This window comes from Micromonospora sp. NPDC047740 (genome assembly GCF_043204735.1).
Lineage (GTDB): Bacteria > Actinomycetota > Actinomycetes > Mycobacteriales > Micromonosporaceae > Micromonospora.
The window spans coordinates 28730-53548 of the sequence record NZ_JBIDCT010000017.1; the positions used below are offsets into that span (position 1 = coordinate 28730).

General features: G+C 74.2%; 26 protein-coding genes and 1 pseudogene. 15 read left to right on the forward strand and 12 right to left on the reverse strand.

The annotated features are described in order from the left end of the window. Window positions 1-10 precede the first annotated feature (10 nt). The gene (locus ACGF4F_RS27710; RefSeq protein ID WP_357441200.1) at window positions 11-637 is read right to left on the reverse strand and encodes a GPP34 family phosphoprotein; all 627 of its coding nucleotides are present in this window, start codon (window positions 635-637) and stop codon (window positions 11-13) included. A gap of 144 nt (window positions 638-781) precedes the next feature. On the opposite strand from ACGF4F_RS27710, the gene ACGF4F_RS27715 reads away from it, so the two are divergent. The 3 genes and pseudogenes from ACGF4F_RS27715 to ACGF4F_RS27725 form a co-directional block, all read left to right on the forward strand. After that, window positions 782-1624, forward strand: coding sequence for a helix-turn-helix transcriptional regulator (locus ACGF4F_RS27715; protein WP_357441202.1), 843 nt, complete (start codon window positions 782-784; stop codon window positions 1622-1624). Window positions 1625-1663: 39 nt separating this feature from the next. After that, window positions 1664-1861, forward strand: a complete 198-nt coding sequence (locus ACGF4F_RS27720; protein WP_357441204.1) for a DUF397 domain-containing protein — start codon at window positions 1664-1666, stop codon at window positions 1859-1861. A 945-nt stretch (window positions 1862-2806) separates the two neighbouring features. Continuing rightward, a pseudogene (locus ACGF4F_RS27725) lies at window positions 2807-4555 on the forward strand (ATP-dependent helicase C-terminal domain-containing protein); the annotation flags it as partial. Between the two features lie 6 nt (window positions 4556-4561). Here ACGF4F_RS27725 and ACGF4F_RS27730 read toward each other — a convergent pair. Further along, entirely contained in the window at window positions 4562-5287 is a 726-nt protein-coding gene (locus ACGF4F_RS27730) for a protein phosphatase 2C domain-containing protein (protein ID WP_357441207.1), read from the reverse strand. 214 nt (window positions 5288-5501) lie between these two features. Here ACGF4F_RS27730 and ACGF4F_RS27735 point away from each other — a divergent pair, with 214 nt between their 5' ends. Next, window positions 5502-8111: a glycoside hydrolase family 9 protein gene (locus ACGF4F_RS27735; protein ID WP_393081737.1), complete on the forward strand. Its 2610-nt coding sequence runs from the start codon at window positions 5502-5504 to the stop codon at window positions 8109-8111. Between the two features lie 90 nt (window positions 8112-8201). Here ACGF4F_RS27735 and ACGF4F_RS27740 read toward each other — a convergent pair whose 3' ends face one another. Then, window positions 8202-9635: a glycosyltransferase family 39 protein gene (locus ACGF4F_RS27740; RefSeq protein ID WP_393081740.1), complete on the reverse strand. Its 1434-nt coding sequence runs from the start codon at window positions 9633-9635 to the stop codon at window positions 8202-8204. A gap of 123 nt (window positions 9636-9758) precedes the next feature. On the opposite strand from ACGF4F_RS27740, the gene ACGF4F_RS27745 reads away from it, so the two are divergent. Further along, window positions 9759-10079, forward strand: a complete 321-nt coding sequence (locus ACGF4F_RS27745; RefSeq protein ID WP_393081743.1) for a DMT family transporter — start codon at window positions 9759-9761, stop codon at window positions 10077-10079. Window positions 10080-10125: 46 nt separating this feature from the next. Continuing rightward, on the forward strand, window positions 10126-11049 hold the full coding sequence (locus ACGF4F_RS27750; protein ID WP_393081746.1) for a hypothetical protein: 924 nt from the start codon (window positions 10126-10128) through the stop codon (window positions 11047-11049). A 6-nt stretch (window positions 11050-11055) separates the two neighbouring features. Here ACGF4F_RS27750 and ACGF4F_RS27755 read toward each other — a convergent pair whose 3' ends face one another. Then, a complete protein-coding gene (locus ACGF4F_RS27755) occupies window positions 11056-11568 on the reverse strand; it encodes a GNAT family N-acetyltransferase (RefSeq protein ID WP_357441216.1) in 513 nt (170 codons plus the stop codon). A gap of 72 nt (window positions 11569-11640) precedes the next feature. Between ACGF4F_RS27755 and ACGF4F_RS27760 the strand changes: the two genes are divergently transcribed. The 4 genes from ACGF4F_RS27760 to ACGF4F_RS27775 all read left to right on the forward strand — a co-directional run bounded on the left by ACGF4F_RS27760 (window position 11641) and on the right by ACGF4F_RS27775 (window position 14263). Further along, the gene (locus ACGF4F_RS27760; RefSeq protein WP_393081749.1) at window positions 11641-12258 is read left to right on the forward strand and encodes an HAD family hydrolase; all 618 of its coding nucleotides are present in this window, start codon (window positions 11641-11643) and stop codon (window positions 12256-12258) included. 58 nt (window positions 12259-12316) lie between these two features. Next, window positions 12317-12445: a hypothetical protein gene (locus ACGF4F_RS27765; RefSeq protein WP_357441220.1), complete on the forward strand. Its 129-nt coding sequence runs from the start codon at window positions 12317-12319 to the stop codon at window positions 12443-12445. Between the two features lie 86 nt (window positions 12446-12531). Next, the gene (locus ACGF4F_RS27770; protein WP_393081752.1) at window positions 12532-13707 is read left to right on the forward strand and encodes an MFS transporter; all 1176 of its coding nucleotides are present in this window, start codon (window positions 12532-12534) and stop codon (window positions 13705-13707) included. Between the two features lie 22 nt (window positions 13708-13729). Continuing rightward, complete coding sequence (locus ACGF4F_RS27775) at window positions 13730-14263, forward strand: GNAT family N-acetyltransferase (protein WP_357441225.1); 534 nt, start codon at window positions 13730-13732, stop codon at window positions 14261-14263. Window positions 14264-14272: 9 nt separating this feature from the next. Here ACGF4F_RS27775 and ACGF4F_RS27780 read toward each other — a convergent pair whose 3' ends face one another. The 4 genes from ACGF4F_RS27780 to ACGF4F_RS27795 all read right to left on the reverse strand — a co-directional run bounded on the left by ACGF4F_RS27780 (window position 14273) and on the right by ACGF4F_RS27795 (window position 17884). Beyond that, window positions 14273-14530, reverse strand: a complete 258-nt coding sequence (locus tag ACGF4F_RS27780) for a UBP-type zinc finger domain-containing protein (protein WP_357441227.1) — start codon at window positions 14528-14530, stop codon at window positions 14273-14275. Beyond that, window positions 14530-16107, reverse strand: coding sequence for a Na+/H+ antiporter (locus ACGF4F_RS27785; RefSeq protein WP_393081756.1), 1578 nt, complete (start codon window positions 16105-16107; stop codon window positions 14530-14532). The genes ACGF4F_RS27780 and ACGF4F_RS27785 overlap by 1 nt, the downstream gene beginning before the upstream one ends. Window positions 16108-16204: 97 nt before the next feature. Then, complete coding sequence (locus ACGF4F_RS27790; protein ID WP_393081759.1) at window positions 16205-17617, reverse strand: NADP-dependent succinic semialdehyde dehydrogenase; 1413 nt, start codon at window positions 17615-17617, stop codon at window positions 16205-16207. Window positions 17618-17629: 12 nt separating this feature from the next. Next, entirely contained in the window at window positions 17630-17884 is a 255-nt protein-coding gene (locus ACGF4F_RS27795; RefSeq protein ID WP_387277600.1) for a DUF6343 family protein, read from the reverse strand. Window positions 17885-18094: 210 nt separating this feature from the next. Between ACGF4F_RS27795 and ACGF4F_RS27800 the strand changes: the two genes are divergently transcribed. After that, window positions 18095-18700: an antibiotic biosynthesis monooxygenase gene (locus ACGF4F_RS27800; RefSeq protein ID WP_393081764.1), complete on the forward strand. Its 606-nt coding sequence runs from the start codon at window positions 18095-18097 to the stop codon at window positions 18698-18700. Between the two features lie 27 nt (window positions 18701-18727). Here ACGF4F_RS27800 and ACGF4F_RS27805 read toward each other — a convergent pair whose 3' ends face one another. From ACGF4F_RS27805 to ACGF4F_RS27815, 3 genes are all read right to left on the reverse strand, one after another. Next, a complete protein-coding gene (locus tag ACGF4F_RS27805) occupies window positions 18728-19462 on the reverse strand; it encodes an EcsC family protein (RefSeq protein ID WP_393081767.1) in 735 nt (244 codons plus the stop codon). A 37-nt stretch (window positions 19463-19499) separates the two neighbouring features. Then, the gene (locus ACGF4F_RS27810) at window positions 19500-19643 is read right to left on the reverse strand and encodes a hypothetical protein (protein WP_387277596.1); all 144 of its coding nucleotides are present in this window, start codon (window positions 19641-19643) and stop codon (window positions 19500-19502) included. A 110-nt stretch (window positions 19644-19753) separates the two neighbouring features. Continuing rightward, complete coding sequence (locus ACGF4F_RS27815; RefSeq protein WP_393081770.1) at window positions 19754-20665, reverse strand: peptidase M23; 912 nt, start codon at window positions 20663-20665, stop codon at window positions 19754-19756. 434 nt (window positions 20666-21099) lie between these two features. Here ACGF4F_RS27815 and ACGF4F_RS27820 point away from each other — a divergent pair, with 434 nt between their 5' ends. The 4 genes from ACGF4F_RS27820 (at window position 21100) to ACGF4F_RS27835 (ending at window position 24130) form a co-directional block, all read left to right on the forward strand. After that, window positions 21100-22020, forward strand: a complete 921-nt coding sequence (locus tag ACGF4F_RS27820) for a PAC2 family protein (RefSeq protein ID WP_357441245.1) — start codon at window positions 21100-21102, stop codon at window positions 22018-22020. 147 nt (window positions 22021-22167) lie between these two features. Continuing rightward, window positions 22168-22965, forward strand: a complete 798-nt coding sequence (locus tag ACGF4F_RS27825; RefSeq protein ID WP_387277590.1) for an exodeoxyribonuclease III — start codon at window positions 22168-22170, stop codon at window positions 22963-22965. 180 nt (window positions 22966-23145) lie between these two features. After that, entirely contained in the window at window positions 23146-23466 is a 321-nt protein-coding gene (locus ACGF4F_RS27830) for an antibiotic biosynthesis monooxygenase (protein WP_357441249.1), read from the forward strand. 247 nt (window positions 23467-23713) lie between these two features. Then, window positions 23714-24130, forward strand: coding sequence for a hypothetical protein (locus ACGF4F_RS27835; protein ID WP_393081775.1), 417 nt, complete (start codon window positions 23714-23716; stop codon window positions 24128-24130). 11 nt (window positions 24131-24141) lie between these two features. On the opposite strand, the gene ACGF4F_RS27840 is transcribed toward ACGF4F_RS27835, so the two are convergent. Next, the gene (locus tag ACGF4F_RS27840; RefSeq protein WP_393081778.1) at window positions 24142-24816 is read right to left on the reverse strand and encodes a class F sortase; all 675 of its coding nucleotides are present in this window, start codon (window positions 24814-24816) and stop codon (window positions 24142-24144) included. Window positions 24817-24819: the final 3 nt, after the last annotated feature.

Sequence of the window (24819 nt, forward strand, 5' to 3'; positions counted from 1 at the left end):
GACCCGGAGGTCAGGGGATGCCGCGCAGCACCGCGGCACCGACGGCGGCCTCGGTGTGCCCGACCAGTTCCTTCAGCGGCGCGGGCAGCGTGGGGATGAGCCCGCTCAGCCGGTGGTGGGCCTGCGGTCCGGCGCTGAACAGCACCTCGCGGGTCAACCCGGTGGCGGCGATCAGGCCGAGCAGCAGGGCGTCCGGCACGGCGATGGGCTCCGGGCGTTCCAGCAGGGTCCACAGCCGGGCCGCCGGCCAGGCGGCCGCGTTCAGATCGACCGGAACGTAGCTGAGGCTCGTCCGCAGGAGACGCCGGTTCTCCTGGCGGCGCAGCACCCCGGCGCGGGCCAGCCGCTCGCCGACCGTGGTCACGCCGGTCTGGGCCAGGAAACTGAGCCAGGTGCGGACTGCCCGGTGCTGGGCCTCGCCGATCAGCTGGTCGAGCACGGTGTGCGCGAGCGCGTCGGCCGGCGGCCGGCGGTCGAGCACGGTGATCAGTCCGGAGGCGACGGTGATCCGTCGAAAAAGGATCAACTCGCCGAGGAGGCCGGCGGCGAGGCCGAGCCCCGTCGCGGCCGGGTGCAGTCTGGCCTTGCCCCGGCTGTCGTTGTGCGCGATCAGGAAGAACTCGTCAGCGATGAGCAAACGAGCCTCCCGGCTGTCCACAGATGACGGCTGATACCGGGAAGAGAATGCACCGCGAAGCTCCGGGGATGCAACTCCCGAATTTCACGGTTGCAATCCGCGCCCGGCGTGAGCTGCGGATCTTGGCGTGCCAAACTCGACGGCGTGACCGCCAGTCCCACCGTTCGTCGCCGCCGCATCGCCCGGGAACTCCGCCAACTGCGCGAACGCGCGGGGATGACCCTCGACGTGGCCGCGCGCCAGCTCGACATGTCGAAGAGCAACCTCTCCCGCATTGAGAACGCGCAGATCGGCATCAAACCGCGGGACGTCCGGGCCGCGCTCGCGCTCTACCAGGTGACCGGCGCGGACGCCGAGGCGCTGATCGAGATCGCCCGGGGGGCGCAGCAGCGCGGCTGGTGGCAGAACTACAGCGACGTCCTGCCGGAGTGGTTCGAGTTCTACGTCGGGCTGGAGGCCGAGGCGGCGACGCTGCGCACGTACGAGGCTGAGGCGGTGCCGGGGCTGCTGCAGACCGAGGCGTACGCCCGGGAGATCTACCGGGTCACGGCGGGCGAGGAGGGCGTCGAGCGCAAGGTCGCCGCCCGGCTGCGCCGGCAGGAGGTGCTGCACCGGGAGGCACCGGTACGGCTGTCGGTGGTGCTCAACGAGGCGGTGCTGCTGCGCGCCGTCGGCGGGCCGGCGGTGATGGCCGATCAACTCACCCACATGGCACGACTCGCTCAACTACCCAATGTAACCATCCACGTACTTCCATTCAGTGCCGGTGGTCACCCGGCGATGAGCACCTCCTACGTCATCCTCGGCTTCGCCGACGCGGCCGACGCCTCCGTGGTCTACCTGGACAATCTCACTATGGGACTGGCTCTGGAGGAGCTTGCGCAGGTGCAACGGTATAGCCTGCTGCATGAGGAGCTGTGCCGGATGGCACTGGATCCGGCGGCGTCTTTGGCCCGTCTGGAGGACGCTTCTCGTAACTTTGCGTGACCGCTCGGCGGCACGCCGGCGGAAGAAGAGGTAACGGGGATGGGGCTCGACCTGTCGGGGGCGGGCTGGCGCACCAGCACGCGTAGCAGTGGCAACGGCAACTGCGTGGAGGTCGCCGCCGTGGGCGGTCGGATCGCCGTGCGGGACAGCAAGGACCGCCCTGGTCCCGTCCTGGTATTCGGGCCGGCGGCGTGGGCGGCCTTCGTCGCCGGCGTGGACGGGGTGCGCCCGGCCTGAGGCGCCGGATGCGAGAGTGGATCGGTGCTCTCCGACGTAGCCCTCGACCTGCCGGTCCGGGCGGTGCTGCCGGCGCTGGTCGAGGCGCTGCGCGCGGCCGGCACGGCGGTCCTGGTGGCGCCGCCCGGCACCGGCAAGACCACCCTCGCCCCGCTCGCGGTGGCCGACGCGGTCCCGGGCCGGGTGGTGATCGCCCAGCCCCGCCGGGTGGCCGCCCGGGCCGCCGCGCACCGGATGGCCGCCCTGCTCGGCGAGCACGTCGGCGGCCGGATCGGGTACGCCGTCCGGGGCGAGCGCCGAGTCGGTCCGCAGACCCGGGTCGAGGTGGTCACCACCGGCCTGCTGGTCCGACGGCTGCACCACGATCCGGAACTACCCGGCGTCGGCGCGGTGCTGCTCGACGAGGTCCACGAGCGACAGCTCGACGCCGACCTGGCCCTGGCCTTCGGCGTCGAGGCCCGGGGCGCGCTCCGGCCCGAGCTGTGGTTGGTGGCGATGTCGGCCACCCCGCAGGCGGAGCGGTTCGCCGCGCTGCTGGGCGGTTCCGACCGGCCCGCGCCGGTGGTCCGGGCCGAGGCGGCCCTGCACCCGGTGACCCGGGTCTGGGCGCCCCCGCCCCGGCCGGTCGCCGCGCCGGGCGCGGGCCGGGTCGCGCCGGCGCTGCTGGACCACGTGGCCGCCACGGTGCGCCGGGCGCTGCGTGAGCAGGCCGGGGACGTGCTGGTCTTCCTGCCCGGCGCCGGTGAGATCGCTGCCGTCGGCACCCGCCTGGCCGACCTGCCCGACTCGGTGGCGGTCCTGCCGCTGCACGGCCGGCTGCCCGGGGCGGCGCAGGACGCCGCGCTGCGGCTGCCGGCGGCCCAGCCCGGGGACATCCTGCCGCCAGGCGCAACGGCGGCGGACCGCGCAGCCCGGCCGGACGCCGCGACACGCCCCGGAACGGTCGACCGGCGGCGGGTGGTGCTGGCCACTGCCGTGGCGGAGAGCAGCCTGACCGTGCCCGGAGTACGGGTGGTGGTGGACGCCGGCCTGAGCCGGGTGCCCCGCACCGACCTGGCCCGGGGCTTGGGCGCGCTGGTCACCGTGCCGGTGTCCCGCGCGGCGGCCACCCAGCGGGCCGGCCGGGCCGGGCGGGAGGGCCCGGGCGCGGTCTACCGGTGCTGGTCCGAGGCCACCCACGCCCGGCTCGCCCCGCAGCCGGAGCCGGAGATCGCCACCGCCGACCTGACCGGGTTCGCGCTGGAGCTGGCCGCGTGGGGTGACCCGGACGGGGCCGGGCTGGCGCTGCCCGACCCGCCACCGCCCGCCGCCCTCACGGTCGCCCGGGAGACCCTGACCACGCTGGGCGCGGTCGACGCGGACGGCCGGATCACCGACCGAGGGCGGGCCATCGCGGCGGCGGGCGCGCACCCGCGGCTGGCCCGGGCGCTGCTCGACGGTGCGGAGCGGGTCGGCGCCGACCGGGCCGCCGAGGTGGTCGCCCTGCTCGCCGACGAGACGCTCGCCGGCGCGGGGGACGATCTGACCGCGCTGTGGCGGCGGGTGCGGGGCGGCACGGACCAGGCCGCCACCGCCCGCTGGCGCGCCGAGGTACGCCGGCTCCGCGCCACCCTGCCGCCGGGCAGCGCGCCAGCCGATCGCCCCCGGGTTGCGGCCGCCCGTGTGGACCGGGATCACCGCCGGCCGGCCGTGGACGCCACCGGGGAGCACCTCCCCGACGACCTGGCGGCCGGGCTGCTGGTGGGGCTGGCGTACCCGGAGCGGCTGGCCCGGGCGCGCCGGGCCGGCGGGTCCGCGTACCTGATGGCGGGCGGAACCGCGGCGGAGTTGGCGGCCGGGTCGGGGCTGGCCGGCTCGGCCTGGCTGGCGATCGCGGTGGCCGACCGCTCCCCCGGCGCGCCGACCGCCCGGGTGCGGCTCGCCACCCCCGTCGACGAGGCGACCGCGCGGGAGGCCGGCGGACCCCTGCTCCGCGCCGACCGGGAGGTCGGCTGGTCCGGCGGGGACGTGGTGGCCCGGGAGGTCGTCCGGCTCGGCGCGATCGAGCTGGTCGACCGGCCCCTCGCGGCGCCCGACCCGGAGCTGGTGGCCGAGGCGGTGCTCACCGGGCTGCGCCAGGCCGGGCTGGGCCTGCTGACCTGGACGCCGGAGGCGACCGCGCTGCGCCGGCGGCTGGCGTTCTGCCGGCAGGCGCTCGGCGTCGAGTGGCCGGACGTGTCCGACGAGGCGCTGCTCGCCGGCGCGGCCACCTGGCTGGCCCCGGAGCTGGCCGGCGCCCGGCGCCGGGCGGACCTGGCCCGCATCGACGTCGCGGCGGCGCTGCGCCGGCTGCTCGACTGGCGGCAGGCGGCCCGGCTCGACGAGCTGGCGCCGGAACGGCTGCCGGTGCCCAGCGGCTCCCGGATCCGGGTGGACTACGCCGACTCGGCCGCCCCCGTGCTGGCGGTCAAGCTGCAGGAGACCTTCGGCTGGCAGGACGCGCCGCGGATCGCCGACGGCCGGGTGCCGGTGCTGCTGCACCTGCTCTCCCCGGCCGGCCGGCCGGTCGCGGTCACCGCCGACCTGGCCTCGTTCTGGCGGGTGGGCTACCCGCAGGTGCGGGCGGAGCTGCGCGGACGCTACCCGCGGCACCCGTGGCCGGAGGATCCGACCACCGCCGAGCCGACCCGGCGGGCCGCGCCGCGCCGAGGCTGACCGCGGCTACTCGTCCACCACGTCGGCGATCACCACGGTCACGTTGTCCGGGCCGCCGGCCCGCAGCGCCAGGTCGATCAGCTTGCGGGCGCACGCCTCCCGGTCGGGGTACTCGCGGAGCACCTCGGCGAGGGTGTCCGGACGGACCACGTTGGAGAGGCCGTCGCTGCACAGCAGCCAGCGATCGCCGGCCCGGGGGACCATCGTCGCGTACGCCGGGGAGACCTCGTCACCCTGCAACGCCTGGGTCACCACGGCCCGGCGGGGGTGGCTGCTCGCCTGATCCGGGGTGATCACGCCCTGGTCGACCAGCATCTGCACGAACGTGTCGTCCCGGGTGACCTGCTTGAGCACGCCCTCGCGGAACAGATACGCCCGGGAGTCGCCGACGTGGGCCAGGGCCAGGCAGCTTCCGGTGCGGGCGAAGAGCAGCGCGGTGAGTGTGGTGCCCATGCCCTGGCGTTCCGGGTCCTCCACGACGGCTTGACGTATCCGCGTGGTGGCCAGCTCGATGCCGCTCTGGAGGGCGGCGACCAACGCGTCCTCAGGGGTCTCCACGTCCAGCGGGCCGAACGCGTCGATGGCGATCTGGCTGGCCAGGTCACCGGCCGCCATGCCGCCCATGCCGTCGGCCACGGCGACCAGCCAGTTGCCGGCGTGCTGGGCGTCCTGGTTGCCACTACGGATCAGCCCACGGTCGCTCGCCCCCACGGAACGAAGCTTCAGGGTCATGGGAGGCAGCCTGCCAGGCGAAGGCGGCAGTTGTCTCTAGGAGATCAGGATGATGCCGGCGTGGCGCGGCGAATCTCACTGTCGCGCGGGGCTGGCGCGCATCGGGCCGGATCAATTGACAGTGGGCGAAGGTGCTGGAAACATCGGACAGCAGGTGGGAGCGCTCCCAACCGTTAGTGCCTCACTCCACTCCCCCAGCGCGGAAGGAACCTCCGTGATCCCACACCGACGCCGCCTCGCGGCGCTCGCCGCGGCCACCACCCTGGTACTCACCGGCGCCACCGCCGGCGTGGCTTACGCCGAGGTGCCCCCGGACGCCCCCGAACAGCTCCGCAACGGCGACTTCAGCGCCGGCACCAGCCCCTGGTTCTCCTACGGCACCGGGGACCTCACGGTCGTCGACGGGCGGCTCTGCACCACCGTCCCCGGCGGCCTGGCCAACCCGTGGGACGCCGGCATCGGCCAGGACGCCGTGCCGCTCATCGCGGGCGCCGAGTACGAACTCTCCTTCGACGTCTCCGCCACGCCGGGGGCGGCCCTCAAGGCGGTGCTCCAGCTCGGCAGCGCGCCCTACACCACGTACGCCAGCGTCGACGCCACCGCGACCGGCACCGCGCAGCACGTCGCCAGGACGTTCACCGCCCCGGCCGACAACCCCGGCGCCCAGCTCGTCTTCCAGGTCGGCGGCAGCCCCGCCGCGCAGACCTTCTGCCTGGACAACGTCTCGCTGCGCGGCGGCGAGGCGGCCCCGCCGTACGAGCCGGACACCGGGCCGCGGGTCCGGGTCAACCAGGTCGGCTACCTGCCCGGCGGCCCGAAGAACGCCACCGTGGTCACCGACGCCACCGACCCGCTGCCCTGGCAGCTCAGGTCGGCCGCCGGAGCCGTGGTGGCCAGTGGCGCGTCCACCCCGCGCGGGGTGGACGCGGCCTCCCAGCAGCGCGTACACACCGTCGACTTCTCGTCGTTCCGCACCCCGGGCACCGGCTACACACTGGTCGCCGACGGGGAGGCCAGCCACCCGTTCGACATCTCCGGCACCCTCTACGACCGGCTGCGGGTCGACTCGCTCCAGTTCTTCTACGCCCAGCGCAGCGGCACCCCGATCGACGGCGGCCTGATCGGCGCCGGGTACGCCCGCCCGGCCGGGCACCTGGGCGTCGCGCCCAACCAGGGCGACACCGACGTGCCCTGCCAGCCCGGCGTCTGCGACCACCGACTGGACGTGCGCGGCGGCTGGTACGACGCCGGGGACCACGGCAAGTACGTGGTCAACGGCGGGATCGCCACCTACCAGCTGCTGAGCGCGTTCGAGCGCACCAAGACCGCGGAGACCGCGGCGGGCGGCGGGGCGCTCGGCGACGGGACGCTGCGGGTGCCCGAGCGGGGCAACACGGTGCCCGACATCCTCGACGAGGCCCGCTGGGAGCTGGAGTTCCTGCTGCGCATGCAGGTGCCCGCCGGCCAGCCGCTCGCCGGGATGGCCCACCACAAGATCCACGACCAGAACTGGACCGGACTGCCGCTGGCCCCGCAGGACGACCCGCAGCCGCGTGAGCTGCACCCGCCGTCTGCCGCGGCCACCCTCAACCTGGCCGCCGTAGCCTCCCAGTGCGCCCGGCTCTTCGCCCCGTACGACGCCGCCTTCGCGGCCCGGTGCGGCAGCGCCGCGAAGACGGCGTACGCGGCGGCGAAGGCGCACCCGGCGCGCTACGCGTCGCCGGCCGACGGCAACGGCGGCGGCGCGTACGACGACTCGAACGTCACCGACGAGTTCTACTGGGCGGCCGTCGAGCTCTGGCTGACCACCGGGGAGCAGGCGTACCTGACCGACCTCACCGCGTCGCCGCTGCACACCGCCGACGTCTTCGCCGCCGGAGGCGCGTTCGGCTGGCAGAGCGTGGCCGCGCTGGGTCGGCTCGACCTGGCCACCGTGCCGAACGCACTGCCGGCCGCCGAGCAGTCCCGGATCCGCACCTCGGTGACCGCCGCCGCCGACCGCTACCTGGCGACCCTGGGCGGCCAGGCGTACGGGCTGCCGCTGCCCGGCGAGGCCGGCGCGTACGTCTGGGGCGGCAACAGCAACATCATCAACAACGCGATCGTGCTCGCCACCGCCTTCGACCTGACCCGGGACGCGAGGTATCGGGACGGTGCGGTGCAGGCGGCCGACTACCTGCTCGGCCGCAACGCGCTGAACATGTCCTACGTGACCGGCTGGGGCGAGCAGAACGCACACCACCAGCACAGCCGGATCTTCGCCCACCAGCTCGACCCGGACCTGCCGAACCCGCCGGACGGCTCCCTCGCCGGCGGCCCGAACGCCGCCCTCCAGGACCCGTACGCGGCCAACCTGCTGGCCGGCTGCCAGCCGATGCTCTGCTACGTCGACGACATCAACTCGTACTCGACCAACGAGGTGGCGATCAACTGGAACTCCGCGCTGGCCTGGCTGGCATCCTTCCTGGCCGACCAGCGCGACGCGGCCGCGGTGGCGGCCCCGACCTGCGCCGTCACGTACACCACGCACGGCAGCTGGCCGGACGGCTTCAACACCCAGGTCATCGTACGGAACACCGGCACGTCCGCCGTCGACGGCTGGAGCCTGCGGTGGGCGTTCACCGGCGACCAGCAGGTGCAGAGCTTCTGGTCGGCCCGGGTCAGCCAGTCCGGGGCCACGGTGACCGCGAAGAACGAGGCGTGGAACGCGAAGATCGCCCCAGGCGGCGCGGTGACCTTCGGCCTGATCGGCACCACCGCCGGCGGCCCCAACCCCGCCCCCAACCTGATCACCCTCAACGGAACGGCCTGCGCCCGGTCCTGAACCGCCGCCGGGTGGTGGCACCAACCTCGGGAAGGTGCCACCACCCCGCGTGGACCGCGCAACTCCCGAAATTGCCGCCCGGTCCGCGGATCAGAAGAAGTTGTTGTAAAGGGCCTGCAGGAACACCGCCTGCCCGACCGAGAGCAGCACCAGGCCCGCGACCACGGCGCCCCGCCGCCAGCGCGGGACGAACGCGGCGGTCCAGCGGTCCACCACCACACCGGCCGCGCCCGCCACCATCGGGTAGAGGAACATCCACGTCCGCTCCACCTCGCCCGGACGCAGCTTGGTCAGCTCCGACGGCAACCCCGCCCAGACGACCAGCACGAGCACGAGCACGAGCACGAGCACCGGCCGCCCGGCCCCCGGCACCTTCCGGAACACGCCGTAGATCCCGAGGGCGGCCAGCGGCAGACCCGCGTAGATCAGCCAGGCCGCCGGGCTGCCCACGAACCAGTACCAGTTGTAGGGAACCGAAACCGTCGGTGACACCAGGTAGGAGGCGAGGACGTCGAAGCCCAGGACGAGCCAGGCCAGGGCCAGCACCGCCGCTCCGCCGGCCGCCGCGGCGGCCAGCAGCCGCACCGCCGTCCGCCACCCGGTCTGGACCACCAGCGCGATGGTCGCCGAGAGCACGACGAAGGACGTGGCGAAGGTCATCAGGGTGCCCAGCCCCAACACGGCGCCCGCGGCCGCCGACAGCCGCCACGACCGACGGTCGGCGGCGAGCAGGAAGAGCGCGACGCTCATGCTCAGCGGCACGGCGAAGGTCGTGTCGAGGGTGCTGTACGCCATCATCAACGGCGCCGGCGCCGCCGCGAAGAGCACGGCGCCGATCCGGCCGGCCCGCTCCCCACCCAGGGTGCGACCGATCAGCCAGGCGGAGACCGCCGAGCAGAACGCCACCACCGCGATCACACCGGCGACGCGCAGGCTGTGCGACGCGCCGAAGGTACGGAACAACAGGTAGAGAAAGACCATCACCCCGGCCGGGTGGGTCCGGCCGTTGTACGACTGGAACCGCTCGCTCAGCTCGGCGTGCCGCTCGACGAACTCGCGCAGCCCGAGCTCGTACACGAAGTGCAGGTCGGCGGTGTAGTAGGCCGGCTTCGAGCCGGTCGAGAGGCCCCGGGTGAGCTCGCCCAGCTGGCCCCGGACCAGGTTCACCGCGGTGGCGGTGAGCACCCCGGCGACCACCACCAGCGCCAGGGCGAGCCAGGTCGGCAGGCGACGCCAGGAGGTGACGATCCAGCCGATGCCGGCCAGCAGCACGCCGGCCGGGATCACGGTCAACGCCAGCTCGTCCCGGACCAGGATCAGCTGGCCGTAGATCGGTGGACGGGCGAAGTAGCCGTAGCCGATGGGTGGGAGCGTCTGACTCCACTGCCAGAACGCGTAGAGGGCGACTCCGGTGACGGCCATCGCCACCAGGGGCCAGAAGCGCCAGCGCGGCCACGAGTCGGCCTCGAGCTGCGCCGCGGGCGGGTCGAGGACGGCCATGGCCGCGCCACCGCTGTCGACCACATCGTCTCCCCGCCGCCCGTGCACCGTGCTTCCCCCACTCGTGGCTACGAACGCCCTGGTTCACAATCCCATCGGCGACCGACACTGTAGGGGACGACAGAACCCAGCCGGTACCGTCCCCGCATGGCGTACCTGTTTCTGCTGGCCGCGATCACCGCCGAGGTGATCGGCACCAGCCTGCTCAAGGCCACCGACGGCTTCACCCGGCTCTGGCCCACGCTCGGCCTGGCGGTGGCGTACGTGTCGTCGTTCGGGCTGCTCGCCCTGGCGGTGAAGGATATCCCGGTCGGCGTCGCGTACGCCATCTGGTCCGGCCTCGGCACCGCGGCGATCATGGCGATCGGCGCGACCTTCCTGGGTGAGCCGCTCAGCGTCGCCAAGGTGGCCGGCGCCGGTCTCGTGATCGCCGGCGTGGTGGTGCTCAACCTGGGCGGCGCCCACTGAACAAACCCGGTGGACGCGCCACGGCACGTACGCGATGGTGGCGGTCATGGACCCGGACGAGCTTGCCGGCGCGGAACGCCGGGTGTGGGCGGCGCTGCCCGCTGGGACGCGGGCCGCGCTGGCCGGCGTGCCCGCGGCGGACCTGCGGACGCTGCTGCTGACCGTGGCCCGCGACCGCGCGGCGGCGGTGCGCCCGGCGGATGTGCTGCGGCGCTGGCGGGAGGACCGGCTGGTCCGCCCGTCCGAGGTGGACCCGCGCGTGCTCGCCCGACTGGAGACGCGGCTGTGGGAGCTGCTGCCGGCCGACGTGGCCGGCGTCGAACTGTCGCCGGTCGTCCCGCTGGGCAGCTGCTCCGCCGTCGCGCCCGTCAGCCAGAACCGGATCGTCACCACCATGCGCGGCGCGGAGGTGGTCAGCGACCCGACCAACGCCCTAGCCGTCGAGGCGGCGGCGCGCCGGCAACGGCAGCCCCGGACCGGTGAGGTGCACCTGGCCGCCGTGCACCGGGTGCTCCGGGCACAGGACTTCGGCCCCGGCGCCGCCGCGCACTTCCGGCTCTTCACGCTGGTGTCCAGCGCCCGGGACACCGGTTCGGGGCGGACCGAGGCGCGGCTGCTGGTCCGGCACCTGGCCTGGTGGCGGGCGGTTCTTGCCGAGCTGGCCCGGTCGGCCGCGCCCGGGCTGCACGTCACGGTCCTGGACGACGCGGTCCTCGGCGAACGGCTGGCCGACACCGTCCGCCCGGCCCTCGCCGCCGACGGCATCCCGCTGCGCGACGAGCCGGAGCGGCGGCGCGGGCGGGGCTACTACCGCGGCTGCGCGCTGCGACTCACCCTCGACGACGGCGCGTGGGAGGTCGGCGACGGCGGCCTCACCGACTGGACCGCCCGGCTGACCGGCGACGCCAAGGAACGCTGCCTGGTCTCCTGCCTGGCCACCGAACGCCTCGTCACCGGGGCGCCCGGCTGACGCCGACTAGGCGACGGGCCGACGCATGGCGATCCGCTCGGCCGGGTCCAGCCCCAGCGCCGCCTCGGCCGCCAGCAGCCCGGCCAGTCCCGGCGTGACCTCCGCGCCGGTCAGCTCCCGGAACCCGCAGCGCGTGTAGTACGGCCCGTTCCACGGCACACTCCGGAAGGTGGTCAGGGTCAACGCCGGCAGCCCACGCGCGGCGGCCCACCCGGCGACGTGGTCGAGCAGTCCCCGCCCGATCCCCCGCCGGGCGTACGCCGGGTCGACGCTGAGCTGCTCGACGTGCGCGCAGCCGTCCACCAGATCGACCACCACGAAGGCGACCGGCCGGTCCCCCGTGTTCACCGCCACCCAGACCCGGCCGGCCCGCTGGCGGTCGGCGAGCACGTCCAGCGGCAGCGGTGGCATGTCGGCCACGTCGGCCATCCCGACCTTCCGGAACGGCGCACCGGAGGCCACCTCGATCCGCTGCACCTCGGTCAACTCGTCGGCCCGGGCCATCCTGGTTCGTTCCACAGCGCCGGAGCCAACCAGAGCGCAGGCCGCCCCGGCCAGCGCTTTTCCACCTCCGCGCCGTAGGCTGCGGCCATGCTGCTGCCCCTGCCGCCCGGCGACTTCCGCGCGTACCTGTTCGACTGCGACGGCACCATCGCCGACTCGATGCCGCTGCACTACGCGGCGTGGTGTGCGGCGCTGGACGAGTGGGGCTGCGAGTTCCCCGAGGAGCTGTTCTACGCCTGGGGCGGCCGGCCCATCGCCGACATCGTCGCCACGCTCAACGAGCGGCACGGGCTGGCCATGCCGGTCGAGACGGTCGTGCGGCGCCAGGAGGAGCTGTACGAGCGGTCGCTGCCCGACCTGACCGCCGTGCCGGAGGTGCTGGCGCACATCGAGGCCGACCACGGGCGGATCCCGTTCGCGGTGGTGTCCGGCAGCACCCGGGCAGGGGTCACCGCCTCGCTCACGACGCTGGGTCTGCTCGACCGGTTCGAGGAGCTCGTGTGCGCCGGGGACTACGCGCGGCCCAAGCCCGACCCGGAGGCGTTCCTGCTCGCCGCGCAGCGGCTCGGCGTGGCCCCGGCGGACTGCCTGGTCTTCGAGGACACCGAGCTGGGCATCCGGGCCGCGACGGCGGCGGACATGGCGGCGGTCCGGGTGCCGGCGCCCTGGGAGCGGGCCGGGAGGATAGCCGCCCGTCCGATGTGACCGGTGTCGCGCATTTCGGGGCCACCGGTCCCACCCGGCCCTGCCTAGGGTCGGCCTCATGACCGTCAACGGGGACATCACCATCGATCCGGACGCCGTGCGTGCCGCCGCACCCCGGTCCGGGCGGGTGACCAAGGGCATCGACGACATGCTGTCCGTGGTTGTGCCGGGGACGGACCTGCGCTGACGGGTGCCGGGGTCTCGCCGATCCCGCCGCCAGGGCCGCTGCGCACCCTCTCGCTGGCCACCCTGGCCAACACCGTCGGCTCGGGGTTGTGGCTGGCCGGCGCCGCGCTCTACCTGACCCGCGACGTCGGGCTCTCCCCCGCCTCGGTCGGCGCCGGGCTCACCGTCGCCGGGCTGGTCGGGCTCACCGCCAGCGTGCCGCTCGGCGCGCTGGCCGACCGGTGGGATCCGCGTACGCTGCGCGCGGTCCTGCAGCTGGGCCAGGCCGCCGTCGCCGCCGCGTACCTGCTGGTCGGCTCGTTTCCGGTGTTCCTCGCGGTGGCGGTACTCGACGCGCTGCTCACCTCCGGCAACCTGGCAGTCCGCGCCGCGCTGGTCGCCGCGGTGGCCGGGCCACAGGGCCGGGTACGCGCCTTCGCCACCCTGCGCGCGGTCGCGAACCTGGGCATCGCCGTGGGGGCCGGGCTGGCCGGGCTCGCGCTGGCCGCGGACACCCACCGGGCGTACCAACTGCTTGTGGTCGGCGACGCGGTCACCTATCTGCTGTCGGCGGCGCTGTTGCTGCGGCTGCCGGCCTGCCCGCCGGCGGCCGGTGACCGGGCGGGCGGGCGGCCGCGCCGGGGGCGGGCGCTGCGCGACGGGCGGTTCCTCGCGGTGAGCGGGGCGTCGGCCGTACTCAGCCTGCACTGGACGGTGCTCACCCTGGTGGTGCCGCTGTGGACGGTGAGCCGGGCCGGCGCCCCGCCGCCGGTGGTGTCGGCGGTGCTGCTGACCAACACGGCGCTGTCCGTGCTGCTCGCGGTGCGGCTGGCCCGCGGCGCGGACGACGCCGTCGGGGCGGCCCGGTCGATGCGCCGCGCCGGGCTGGTGCTGGCCGTGGCCATGTTGCTGTACGCCGTGACCGCCGGCCTGCCGCCCGCCGCGTCGGTCGCGCTGCTGCTGGTCGCCACCGCGGTCTACACCGCCGGTGACCTGTGGCACGGCAGCGCCGGGGCGGGCCTGGCGTACGGGCTGGCCCCGCCGGACGCGATCGGCGCCTACCAGGGGGCGGACGGGCTGCTCGCCGGGCTGTCCCGGGCGCTCGGTCCGGCGTTGCTGGCGCTGCTGGTGCTCGATGGTGGGCCGCCCGGCTGGGTGGCGGTCGCCGCGCTCTTCGCCGTGGTCGGCCTGGCCACCCCGGCGCTGACCCGGTGGGCGCTGATCACCCGACCGGCCCCCGACGCGGCGGGCGCGGCCCACACCCCGGCCGGTCATGCCGGCTGACCGGTGTAGCAGCATGGCCGGCATGACGGACCAGCCGACCCTCACCATCCGCCCGGGCGGGCCCGGCGACGCCCGCACCGTGCTGCGGCTGCTCGACAGCGCCACGGCCTGGCTGGCGGCGCGCGGCCGGACCGGCCAGTGGGGCACCGAGCCCGCGTCGCGCGATCCGCGCCGGATCGCCCAGGCCGACGCGTGGGCGACCAGCGGCGGGCTCTACCTGGCCGGACTCGGCGACACCCCGGTGGGTGCCCTGGTGGTGGGGGCGGCCACCGAGTACGTGCCACCGGCCACCGAGCCGGAGCTGTACGTCAACCTGCTGGTCTCGGACCGGGCGTACGCGGGCCACGGGATCGGGGCCCGGCTGCTGGCGTACGCGGCGGAACTGGCCCGCGACCGTGGCCTGGGGCTGCTGCGGGTGGACTGCTACGGCGGCGACGACCGGGCGCTGGTCGGCTTCTACGAGAGCTGCGGCTTCACCGCCACCGACCCGTTCACGGTCGACCGGCCGGGCCGCCCGCCGTGGCCGGGCCAGGTGCTGGAACGCCGGCTCGGCTGACGAGCTCGCTCAGCCGATCTCCTCGTCCACGAAGCACCAGCGCCACGACTCCCCGGGCTGGACCGAGCGCATCACCGGGTGCCCGCTGCCCTCGAAGTGCTTCGTGGCGTGCTGGTACGGCGAGGAGTCGCAGCAGCCGACGTGCCCGCAGGCCAGGCAGGATCGCAGGTGTACCCAGTCGGCGTTGCCGATGGCCACGCAGTCCGGGCACTCGGTCGTGGTCGCCGGCGCCGCGTCGCCCGCCTCGGCCAGGTGCGCACAGCTCATCAGTCAGTCTCCCGTCGCAGCAACGACTCCTCCAGGTCCAGGTCGCGATAGGCGCGGACCAGCACCTCCTGGGGGATCTTCCCGGTGTCGCGGGCAGCCCGGAAGACCTCCCGCTCGGCATCGATCATCTCCTGCCGCAGCCGACCGTACGCCTCGGACGGGGTCTCCTTCGCAGTGCCGCCCAGCTGTTCCCAGGCCAGATTGGTGCGGCTCTGCACCAGCCCGCGCAGCCGCTCGACGACCGCCGCGGGCGCCCCCTCGGCCAGCTTGTCCAGGCGTTCCCGGGCGGCCCGGCCGGCCTGCTGCTGCACGGCGGCGGCGGAGAGGGCGTCCTGCACCGGGTCGTCCGGCGGCAGCTTGGCCCGGCGGGCCACCGCCGGCAGGGTGGCGCCCTGCGCGACCAGGGTCACCACGATCACCGCGAAGGCGAGCCAGATGAACAGCTGTCGCGGGTAGGCGCGCCCGCCGGCCAGGGTGAGCGGCAGGGCGAGGGCGGCGGCGAGGGTGACCACACCGCGCATCCCGGCCCAGCCGATGACGATCGGGAACTGCACCGGCGGCGCCGGGTCCCGTTGGCGGACCCGGGGCACCAGCCGGCCCAGATAGGTGGCCGGGAAGATCCAGACGAACCGGGCCAGGAAGACGGCGAGCAGCACCGCGGCCGTGATCCCGACCAGGAAGCCGAGCGGCTCGTCCAGGCCGCGCACCACCTCGCGCAACTGGAGCCCGACCAGCAGGAAGACCAGCCCCTCCAGCAGGAACCGGATCAGCCGCCAGAACGCGTCGACCTGGAGCCGGGAGGCGGCGGACATCAGCAGCGGCATCTTGTGACCGATGCCCAGCCCGGTCACCACCACCGCCATGACGCCGGAGGCGTGGATCTCCTCGGCGGCGAAGACCACCGCGAACGGCACGATCAGCGACAGCGCGTTGTCCAGCACCGGGTCGGTGATCCGCTTGTGCAGGAAGCCGAAGACCACCACGCCGAGCAGCCCGACCAGGACCCCGCCGCCGGCGGCCACCAGCACCTCCCGGGCCACGTCCCCGACGCCGATCCCGCCGGTCGCCGTGGTGGCCGCGACGATCGCCACCCGCAGCAGCACCAGCGCGGTGGCGTCGTTGACCAGGCTCTCCCCCTCGAGAATGGTCACGATGCGGCGGGGCAGGCCGACCCGGCGCGCCACCGCGGTGGCGGCCACCGCGTCGGGCGGCGCCACCACCGCGCCGAGGGCCAGGCAGATCGAGTACGGCAGGTCGGGCCGGAACAGGTGCACCACGGTGCCCACCACGAACGCGGAGAAGATGACCAGCCCGACCGCGAGCAGCAGGATCGGCCGCAGGTTGAGCCGGAACGCGGGCACCGACGTCTCCAGGGCCGCCACGTAGAGCAGCGGCGGCAGGATGCCCACCAGCACCAGGTTCGGGTCGAGCCGGACGTGCGGGAAGCCCGGCACGAAGGAGAGCACGAGGCCGAGCACGACCAGCAGGATCGGCGCGAGCAGACCCAGCCGTCGGGCCAGCGCCGCGCCGAACGTCGCGATCGCGAGGAAGAGCACGACCTCGATGAGCGGTTCCATGAGGTAGGAGCCTAGGCGGCCCCGGTTACCGGCGTGATCACGCCGAAGTCCGGAATTCCACGGCGGGGGCGATACCGGCACCCCATCGCGGTCCCGGCTACTCGGAGTGCGCGCCCGCGCCGGGGCCGGCCTCGCCCTCGCCGAGCCAGACCGTCTTGATGTTGCAGAACTCCCGCATGCCCAGCGCCGAGAGCTCCCGGCCGTAGCCGGAGTTCTTCACCCCGCCGAACGGCAGCTGGGGGTAGGAGGTGGTCATCCCGTTGATGAACACGTTGCCGGCGTCCAGGTCGATGGCGAAGCGCTCCTGCTCGGCCGGGTCGGTGGTCCAGGCGTTCGAGCCGAGGCCGAAATGGGTGCCGTTGGCGACCTCGATCGCCTCCTCGTACGACGACACCCGGAAGAGGCCGGCGACCGGCCCGAAGACCTCCTCGGACCACATCCGCATCTCCGGCCGCAGGTCGGTGACCACGGTCGGGGGGTAGTACCAGCCGTCCCCGGAGGGCAGCTCGCCGCCGCACAGGACGCGCGCGCCCTTGTCCATCGCGTCCCGCACCTGGGCGTGCACCTCGTCCCGGCCGCGGTCGGTGGCCAGCGGGCCGACGTCGGTGCCCTCGTCCATCGGGTCGCCGACCGTCAACGCCGCCATCCGCATGGTGAACTTCTCCGCGAAGGCGTCGAAGACGTCGGTGTGCACGATGAACCGCTTGGCGGCGATGCAGGACTGGCCGTTGTTCTGGCAGCGGGCGGTGGTGGCCACCTCGGCGGCGCGGTCCAGGTCGGCCGAGGGCATCACCACGAACGGGTCGCTGCCGCCCAGCTCCAGCACGGTCTTCTTCAGCTCCCGACCGGCGATCCGGGCGATCGAGCGGCCGGCGACCTCGCTGCCGGTGAGGGTGGCCGCGCGGACCCGCGGGTCGCTGAGGATCCGGTCCACCGCCTCCGAGCCGACCAGCAGGGTGGTGAACGCGCCCTCGGGAAAGCCGGCCCGGCGGAACAGGTCCTCCAGGTAGAGGGCGGCCTGTGGCACGTTGGAGGCGTGCTTGAGCAGGCCGGTGTTGCCGGCCATCAGGGCCGGCGCGGCGAACCTCATCACCTGCCACAGCGGGAAGTTCCACGGCATCACCGCGAGCACCGGCCCGATCGGCTGGTAGCGGACGTAGGCCCGCTTCGCCTTGACCGCGCCGGCGTCGGCCGGCTCGTCGGCGAGCATCTCGGGGGCCTTGGCGGCGTAGAACCGGCAGGCCGCAGCGCACTTGGTCACCTCGGCCCGGGCCGCGGCGTACGTCTTGCCCATCTCGGTGGTCATCAGCCGGGCGGTCTCGTCCCGCTCGGCCTCGAGCAGCTCGGCTGCGGCGATGAGCCACCGGCCGCGCTCCGCGATGGTGGTGCCGTGCAGCTGCCGGAAGGCCAGGTCGGCCCGCTCGATGGCGGCGTCGACCTGTTCGTCCGACATCGGGTCGTACGTCTTGAGCACCTGTCCGGTGGCGGGATTGGTGGTGGCGATGGACATGGCGGGCTCCTGTCACTCGAACAGTGAGTGCCGCACGCCCGGTTCCTCACGGCGGCGGGCGGCGCGACGGCGCTGGATGACGACCAGGTCGACCACGGCCACGACGGCGAGGAGCGCGCAGACGACGCCCAGCCAGACCACGTGGGCCCAGAACGCCACCACCGCGAAGAAGGTCATGATCACCAACCCGAAGGTGGCGAGCACGAGCCGCAGGTTCAACGCGCTGTACGCGGCGTTGATCCGGCGGCGCGGCTGTGATCGCGTCATTCCTTCGGGCTACCCCGGCACGGACGGGGCTAACCGACCCGCCGCCGCCCGCCGGATGCCGGTTCTGCGAGTTTCCCGGTCCCGAGCGGAGATGACGCGGTGATGCCGGCCACCGGACGGGCATGCCGCGGATGCGAGCGCCGGTGGGTTGCGTTACACCCCTACGCCGTGACCGGGCCGATCCGGACGGCGGTGGGAAGGATGGGGGGCATGACCATGATCCAGGCGGTGCCGGTGACCGTCGCCGTCGCCCGACGCGCCGATCCCGCGCGTACCGGCGAGATGGTGGCGTGGATGCGGGCCGGCACGACGCTGGCGGAGGGCTTCCCCGGCTTCCTCGGCGCGGGTTTCGTGCAGAGCGCGCCCGGGTCGCCCGAGTGGCATGTGATGTACCGGTTCGCCGACGACGAGACGCTACGCCGCTGGGAGGAGTCGCCGCAGCGGCACTGGTGGCTGAGTTCGGCGCAGGGCATCGTCGAGCACACCCGGGTCGAGCGCCGCACCGGCATCGAGGGCTGGTTCGATCCGCCGGTGGACCACGTGGTGGAGACGATCACCGGGGCCGAGGCCGCGCCGGCCGGGCCGCCCAGCCCGCCCCGGTGGAAGCAGGCCGTGACCATCTGGCTGGCGTTCTTCCCGCTGAGCCTCACCGCGACCCTGCTCACCGCCCGGTTCGTCGCCGACGTGCCGCTCGCGGTGCGGACGCTGCTGATGACGCTCTGCCTGACCCCGCTCATGACCTATCTGGTGTTGCCCCGGATCACCCGGGTCCTGCACTGGTGGCTGCACGGCCACCCCGCTCCGTGGCGGCGGTAGCACGCTGCCGTGAACGAGGCGTCCCGGTCAGGGTTGGCGCTGCTCCGGCAGGCGCCGCGCGCCGCCGCGATAGAGGGCCCGGGACCGGTCGGCGAGGTCCTTGGTGGCCGACGAGTTGGCCCAGGTGCCGAGGATGATCGCGGCACCGGGGACGAGCTTGGCGAAGAACCGCTTGGCCGCGCGTACCCCGGCCATCCGGGCCAGCCGTACGCCCAGCTGGAGCATCACCTTGCCGAGCGGGCGCTCCCCGGCCATGCCGAACAGTGCCCCGGCGCGCTCCCGCCCCGCGGCCACCCCGAGCGCGAGCCGGGCGCTCTCGGCGACCTTGTGCACCTTCTGCAGCACCAGCAGGTCGGCGGCCCGATCGGGATGCGTCGGATCGACGCCGTACGCGGCCGCCACGTGCAGGACCAGCCGGGCCTGGGTCCAGGCCAGCACCCCGACGTCGATCACCGCGCCGGGGAGCCCGGCCGCCCCGGAGACCGCGCCGGAGAGCCGGGCCCGGTTGACGAACCTGCGGACCGCCTGGTCGGCCAGCTCGTCGGCGACGATGTCGGGGCGCAGCGCGCGCTCCCGGGCGGCCCACTGCGCCGCCTCCGGCCCGAGCCGGCGGACGGCCTCCAGGGCCAGGTGCTCGGGGGCGTACTGCGGGTCGTCCCGCATCCGGTCCCAGAGCGTGGCCGGCAGCGCGTCGGGGGCGTCCTGCGGCGCGGCCGGCGGCGTGGGAACGGTGGACCCGCCGTCGACGGGTGAGTCGGTCACGAGGGGCTCCCGGTGGTCGAGCTTGGGGGCGTACGGGTCAGCGACGGCGGGACAGCCGGGTGAGCAGCTGCCTGAGCCGGCGCTGGTTCTCCGGCTTGGCCAGCTCGCGCCGGCCACGCTCGACCAGTTGCTGACCGCGGGGCGACCGCAGGAAGGTGGCGATCCGTTGCAACGGTGACATGGCGTCCTCCTGTCCGCGGTCCCCACATCATGTGTACCCGGGACCGACAAGTCACCGGTACCCGGGCCGACCCTCCGGCACGCGTCCACAGTGGTCGGCGACCGGCCCGGTCAGTTCAGGATCGCGTCGACGACCTCGGTGGCCCGCCACTCGTGCTGGGCGTACGCCCAGGGGAACGCGGAGACCTGCACGGCCTGGGCGGCATCGGTGAGCGCCATGTTCTGCCAGCCGGGGATCTGCACCAGCGCGGTGAGGAACTGCCTCGTGGCGTACGCGGGCTGCATCAGGTCGCGCACCGCCCCCCAGCCGCTGCTGGGGCGCTGCTGGAACAGCCCGACCGAGTCGTGGTCCCAGCCGATGGCCTGGTGCGGGTAGTTCTGCGACTCGGGCAGCACCCCGCTGGCGTAGTTGTAGAGGTTGCTCTCCTGCATGGCCGTGGCCACCGCGATGATCAGGCCCCGGCGGGGCACGCCCATGTCCCGGCCGGCCTGGACGATGGCCTTGGCGTTGTCCATCTGGTCCTGGTCCAGTCCGGCCACCGGCACGATCCGCTTTGGCTTGGGCTTGGGCTTGGGCTTCGGCTTCTTGGTGGCCGGGGTGGTGTCCGGGTTGGCGGTCGAGGCGACCGGGGTGGGGGTCGAGGCGGCGGGGGTGGGGGTCGGGGCGGCGGGGGTCTCGCGGGTCAGGCCGCGGGAGGCGGCGTCGGCGGCCGCACGCTGGGCGACCTCCTCGGACGTCGCGGGGGCCGAGCCGTCGACCGCGTCGGCGCCGACCTGGCTGACGCCGAGCAGGCCGAGGCAGCAGACCGCGCCGGTGGCGACCGCCAGCTTGGTGCGGCCGGGTCGGGGGGCGAGGGGGTTAGCGGCGTCCCCGAAGCGGGTACGCAGGAAGCCGAAGGGGAAGCGTCGGGGGGCGGCTGGCTCCAGGGAACCGGTTGACCGAACGGTGGAATGGGTATCGTCCGAACGGTCAGCCGAACCGCCGAGGCCGTGATGGTCGTCGAAGGTGCCGTCGTCACGCATTCGACGAGGCTAGGCAGAAGGACCGCTGATCACCCACGGTGATCTCGTGGCCCTCGTCACACTTTGCCCCGCCCAAATCCGACGTGCGGCCCGGGTCGACATCAGGACGGGCCAACCCTCGCAGAACGGTAGAACCTCCGGCCGGCGACGAGGCGGGTGGCCCCGGGCAGGAACCTCGCCGACGCCCGCAGGCCCGCCCACGATCGACTAACTCGTCCTTTCGGCCGACCCTCCATTCGGCCGTTTCCCGGACGATGGAGCAAGATCAGCGGATTCGCCCCGATCTGCTCCCCGCCGTCGCCGAATCGTGATCATTATTTCGGGGTGCAGCCGGCCCGTAACGGAATGGACCACGCCAGCCGGTACGTTTTGCCGAACGGGATGGTCGTGCTCGCACGGCACCCGTACGCGCGTTCCCAGGGAGGTCCGAACCGGTGCTCGACCCACACGAGCTCTACGAACTCAGCGACGATCTGGCCGACCTCGGTCAACCCGTGCTGATCCAGGCGCTCACCGGCTTCGTCGACGCCGGCAGCGCCACCCGGCTGGCCCGGGAGCAGCTGCTCACCTCCCTCGAGGCGCGGCCGGTGGCCCGCTTCGACATCGACCAGATGTTCGACTACCGCTCCCGCCGGCCGGTGATGACCTTCGCGGAGGACCACTGGGCCGACTACGACGCCCCGGCGCTGGAGCTGCACCTGCTGCGCGACGACGACGAGACCCCGTTCCTGCTGCTCACCGGCCCGGAGCCGGACCTGCAGTGGGAACGCTTCGTGGCCGCGGTCGCCGGCCTGGCCACCCGGCTCGACGTCCGGCTCACCGTCGGGCTCAACTCCATCCCGATGGCGGTGCCGCACACCCGGCCCAGCGGCGTCACCGCGCACGCCACCCGGCGTGAGCTGATCGCCGGCTACGAGCCGTGGCTCCAGCGGGTCCAGGTGCCTGGCAGCGTCGGCCACCTGCTGGAATACCGCCTCGGCGAGCAGGGTCGCGATGCCCTCGGCTTCGCCGCGCACGTGCCGCACTACGTCGCCCAGACCGAGTATCCGGCCGCCGCCGAGGCGCTGCTCGCCGCGGTGTCCCGCAGCACCGGGCTGCTGCTGCCCCGGGACGGCCTGCGGGCCGCCGCGGAGGTGGTCCGGGTGGAGATCGACCGCCAGGTCGCCCAGACCGAGGAGGCGGCGACCCTGGTCCAGGCCCTGGAGGAGCAGTACGACACGTTCGCCCGGGGCCGCGGCCAGAAGAACCTGCTGGCCGCCGAGACCGGCCCACTGCCCACGGCCGACGAGCTCGGCGCCGAACTGGAGCGTTTCCTCGCCGAGCAGACCCGCCCAGGAGATACGCCCGAACGCTGACCCGGCGGCCGAACAGACCCGACCCACGAACCAGCGAGACACGCCCGAACGCTGACCCGGCAGCCGAACAGACCCGACCCACGAACCAGCGAGACACCCCGGAACGCTGACCCGGCGCGGCGGCCGGTGATACGGCAGGCTGGACCCATGCGCCTGGCGACCTGGAACGTCAATTCGGTGAAGGCCCGACTGCCCCGGCTGCTGGACTGGCTGGCCACCACCAAGCCCGACGTCGTCTGCCTGCAGGAGACCAAATGCCCCGACGGGGCGTTCCCGGTCGCCGAGGTGGGCGAGCTGGGCTACGAGGCGGCCAGCCACAGCGACGGCAGGTGGAACGGGGTGGCCATCCTGTCCCGGGTCGGGCTGGCCGACGTCGCGGTCGGCTTCCCCGGCGAGCCGGGGTTCCCCCTGCCCGAGGCCCGGGCCCTCTCGGCCACCTGCGACGGGCTGCGGGTCTGGTCGGTGTACGTGCCCAACGGCCGGTCCCCCGACGACCCGCATTACGCCTACAAGCTGGCCTGGCTGGCGGCGCTGCGGGACGCGTTGGAGCCCGAGCTGGTCGGCGCCCTGCCGCTGGCGGTCTGCGGCGACTTCAACGTCGCCCCGACCGACGCCGACGTCTGGGATCCGACGCTCTTCGTCACCTCCACCCACGTCACCCCGGCCGAGCGGGCCGCCCTGGCCGCGCTACGCGACCTCGGGCTCAGCGACGTGGTGCCCACCCCGATGAAGGGCCCGCACCCGTTCACCTACTGGGACTACCGGGCCGGCATGTTCCACCAGAACAAGGGCATGCGGATCGACCTGGTGTACGCCTCCGCGCCATTCGTCCGCGCGGTCCGCTCCGCGTACGTGGATCGGGAGGCGCGCAAGGGCAAGGGCCCCTCCGACCACGCGCCGATCGTGGTCGACGCGGACCTGGTGCCGGCCGTCGAGACGTTCTGAACTCGGCGCCCCGGCCAGCCCGGCCCTGCCCGGCCAGGCGCTGCCCGGCCAGCCCGGCGCTGCCGCCCAGGTCGGCGAGGTTGCGGTGACGGCGGTCCGGGATGCCGCCACATCCCCGAAGTGGTGTCCGACGGCCCGCGCGGCGCGGTCAGGCGGCACCCGGCTGGTTAGGGTGAAGTCATGGCAGTGGTGAAGATCAACGCGATCGACGTCCCGCCGGGCGCGGGCGAGGAGCTGGAGAAGCGGTTCGCCGCCCGGGCCGGCGCGGTGGAGAACTCCCCCGGTTTCCTCGGCTTCGAGCTGCTCCGCCCGGTCGCCGGAGAGAACCGCTACTTCGTCTACACCCGTTGGGAGTCCGAGGAGGCGTACCAGGCGTGGGCGCAAGGACCGTCCCGGGCCGCGCACGCCGGTGGCGCGGGCGGCGAGCCGCGCAAGCCGGTCGCCACGGGGGCCACGCTGCTGGAGTTCGAGGTGGTCCAGCAGGTCCCCGGCAAGGGCTGAACCCGGCAGCTCCGCGGGTGTCGAGGCCGGTGATGTCGCCGGGTCCGTAGAGGCGGGCGGTCAGCGGTACCCGACGTCCTACCGCCCCCCTGCCCCGGCGGCGGGCCCGTCTTCCGCGTCGACGAGGCGGCCGTACGGGATCGTGGCAGCCGACACCAACCACCAACTCCCGGCGTGACCGTCGTGTCGCTGCGCCCGTGGCGGCCGGTGGTCGGAACCGGTTGACCGGGCACGGCATGATGCCGGCATGACGCGTCCACCGGTGCGCAGTCGCCTGCTCGGCTGGCTGGTCGGCTCGGCCGTGGGTGGCCTGCTGCTCGCGCTGCCGGACACCGGGCCCCGGGTGTTCTCGTTCAGCCGTACGCACGGGCCCTCCGCGGCGGACCTCGTCGGGATGGTCGTCGTGGTGGTCGCGTGGCTGCCGGTCGGCTGGCTGATCTGGCGGCACCGGCGGGCCCTGCGCGGCCGGGCCGGCCGGCTGGCGGCCGGCCTGGCGCTGGTCGGCGTCGCGCTGCTGGCCGTCACGATCCGCGCCGACCTCGGGCTGTGGTGGCTGCTCGCGGTCACGCTGCTGGTGGCCGCCCAACTGTTCGCGCTCGCGTCGATCGCCCGCCGGTCCCGCGGCGGTGGCGGCGACGCGTCCGGTGCCCCGGCACCGGGCTGATCGGGCGACGGTCAGGTTTCGCGGGTGCCGGCAAGCGAGGCGAATGCGATGACGTTGTCCGCGTAGCCGGACCGCCCGCCGAGCCACTCGCCGCCGCAGGTGATCAGGCGCAGCCCGGGCGGGCCGTCGTCGCCATAGACCCGGTCGGCGGGGAGGTTGGCCTTGTCGAAGTGCTCGACGGTGTCGACGGTGAAGGTGACGACGCTGTGGTCGGCGCGGGTCACCTCGATCCGGTCCCCCGGCTTGAGCTCGCGCAGGTGGTAGAAGACCGCCGGGCCGCTCTTCGTGTCCACGTGCCCGACGATGATCGCCCGGCCCGGCTCGCCCGGGACCGGGCCGCGGTCGTACCAGCCGGTCTGGTTGTGCTGGCTCAGCGGCGGTACGTCCACCGAGCCGTCCTTCGCCTGCCCGACCGGGGTGATCGGTGCGGTCACCTTGATCGCCGGCACGGCGAGGCTCACCGGCCGGCTGGCCGTCGACGGCGCCCGCGCCGATTCGTCGGCGCGCTGCGTCGGCCCGGCGGTCGCGTCCACCCAGTCGAACGGCGCGGCCGTGCGGCCCAGCCCGGCCCCGGTGGCGAAGACCCCGACCAGCACCAGCACCACGGCGAGCGGCGTGGACCACGGTCTACGCCCCGTGCCGGTCGCCGACCGGGCGGCCGGCTGGGGGGCGGGATGCGCGGTCATGGC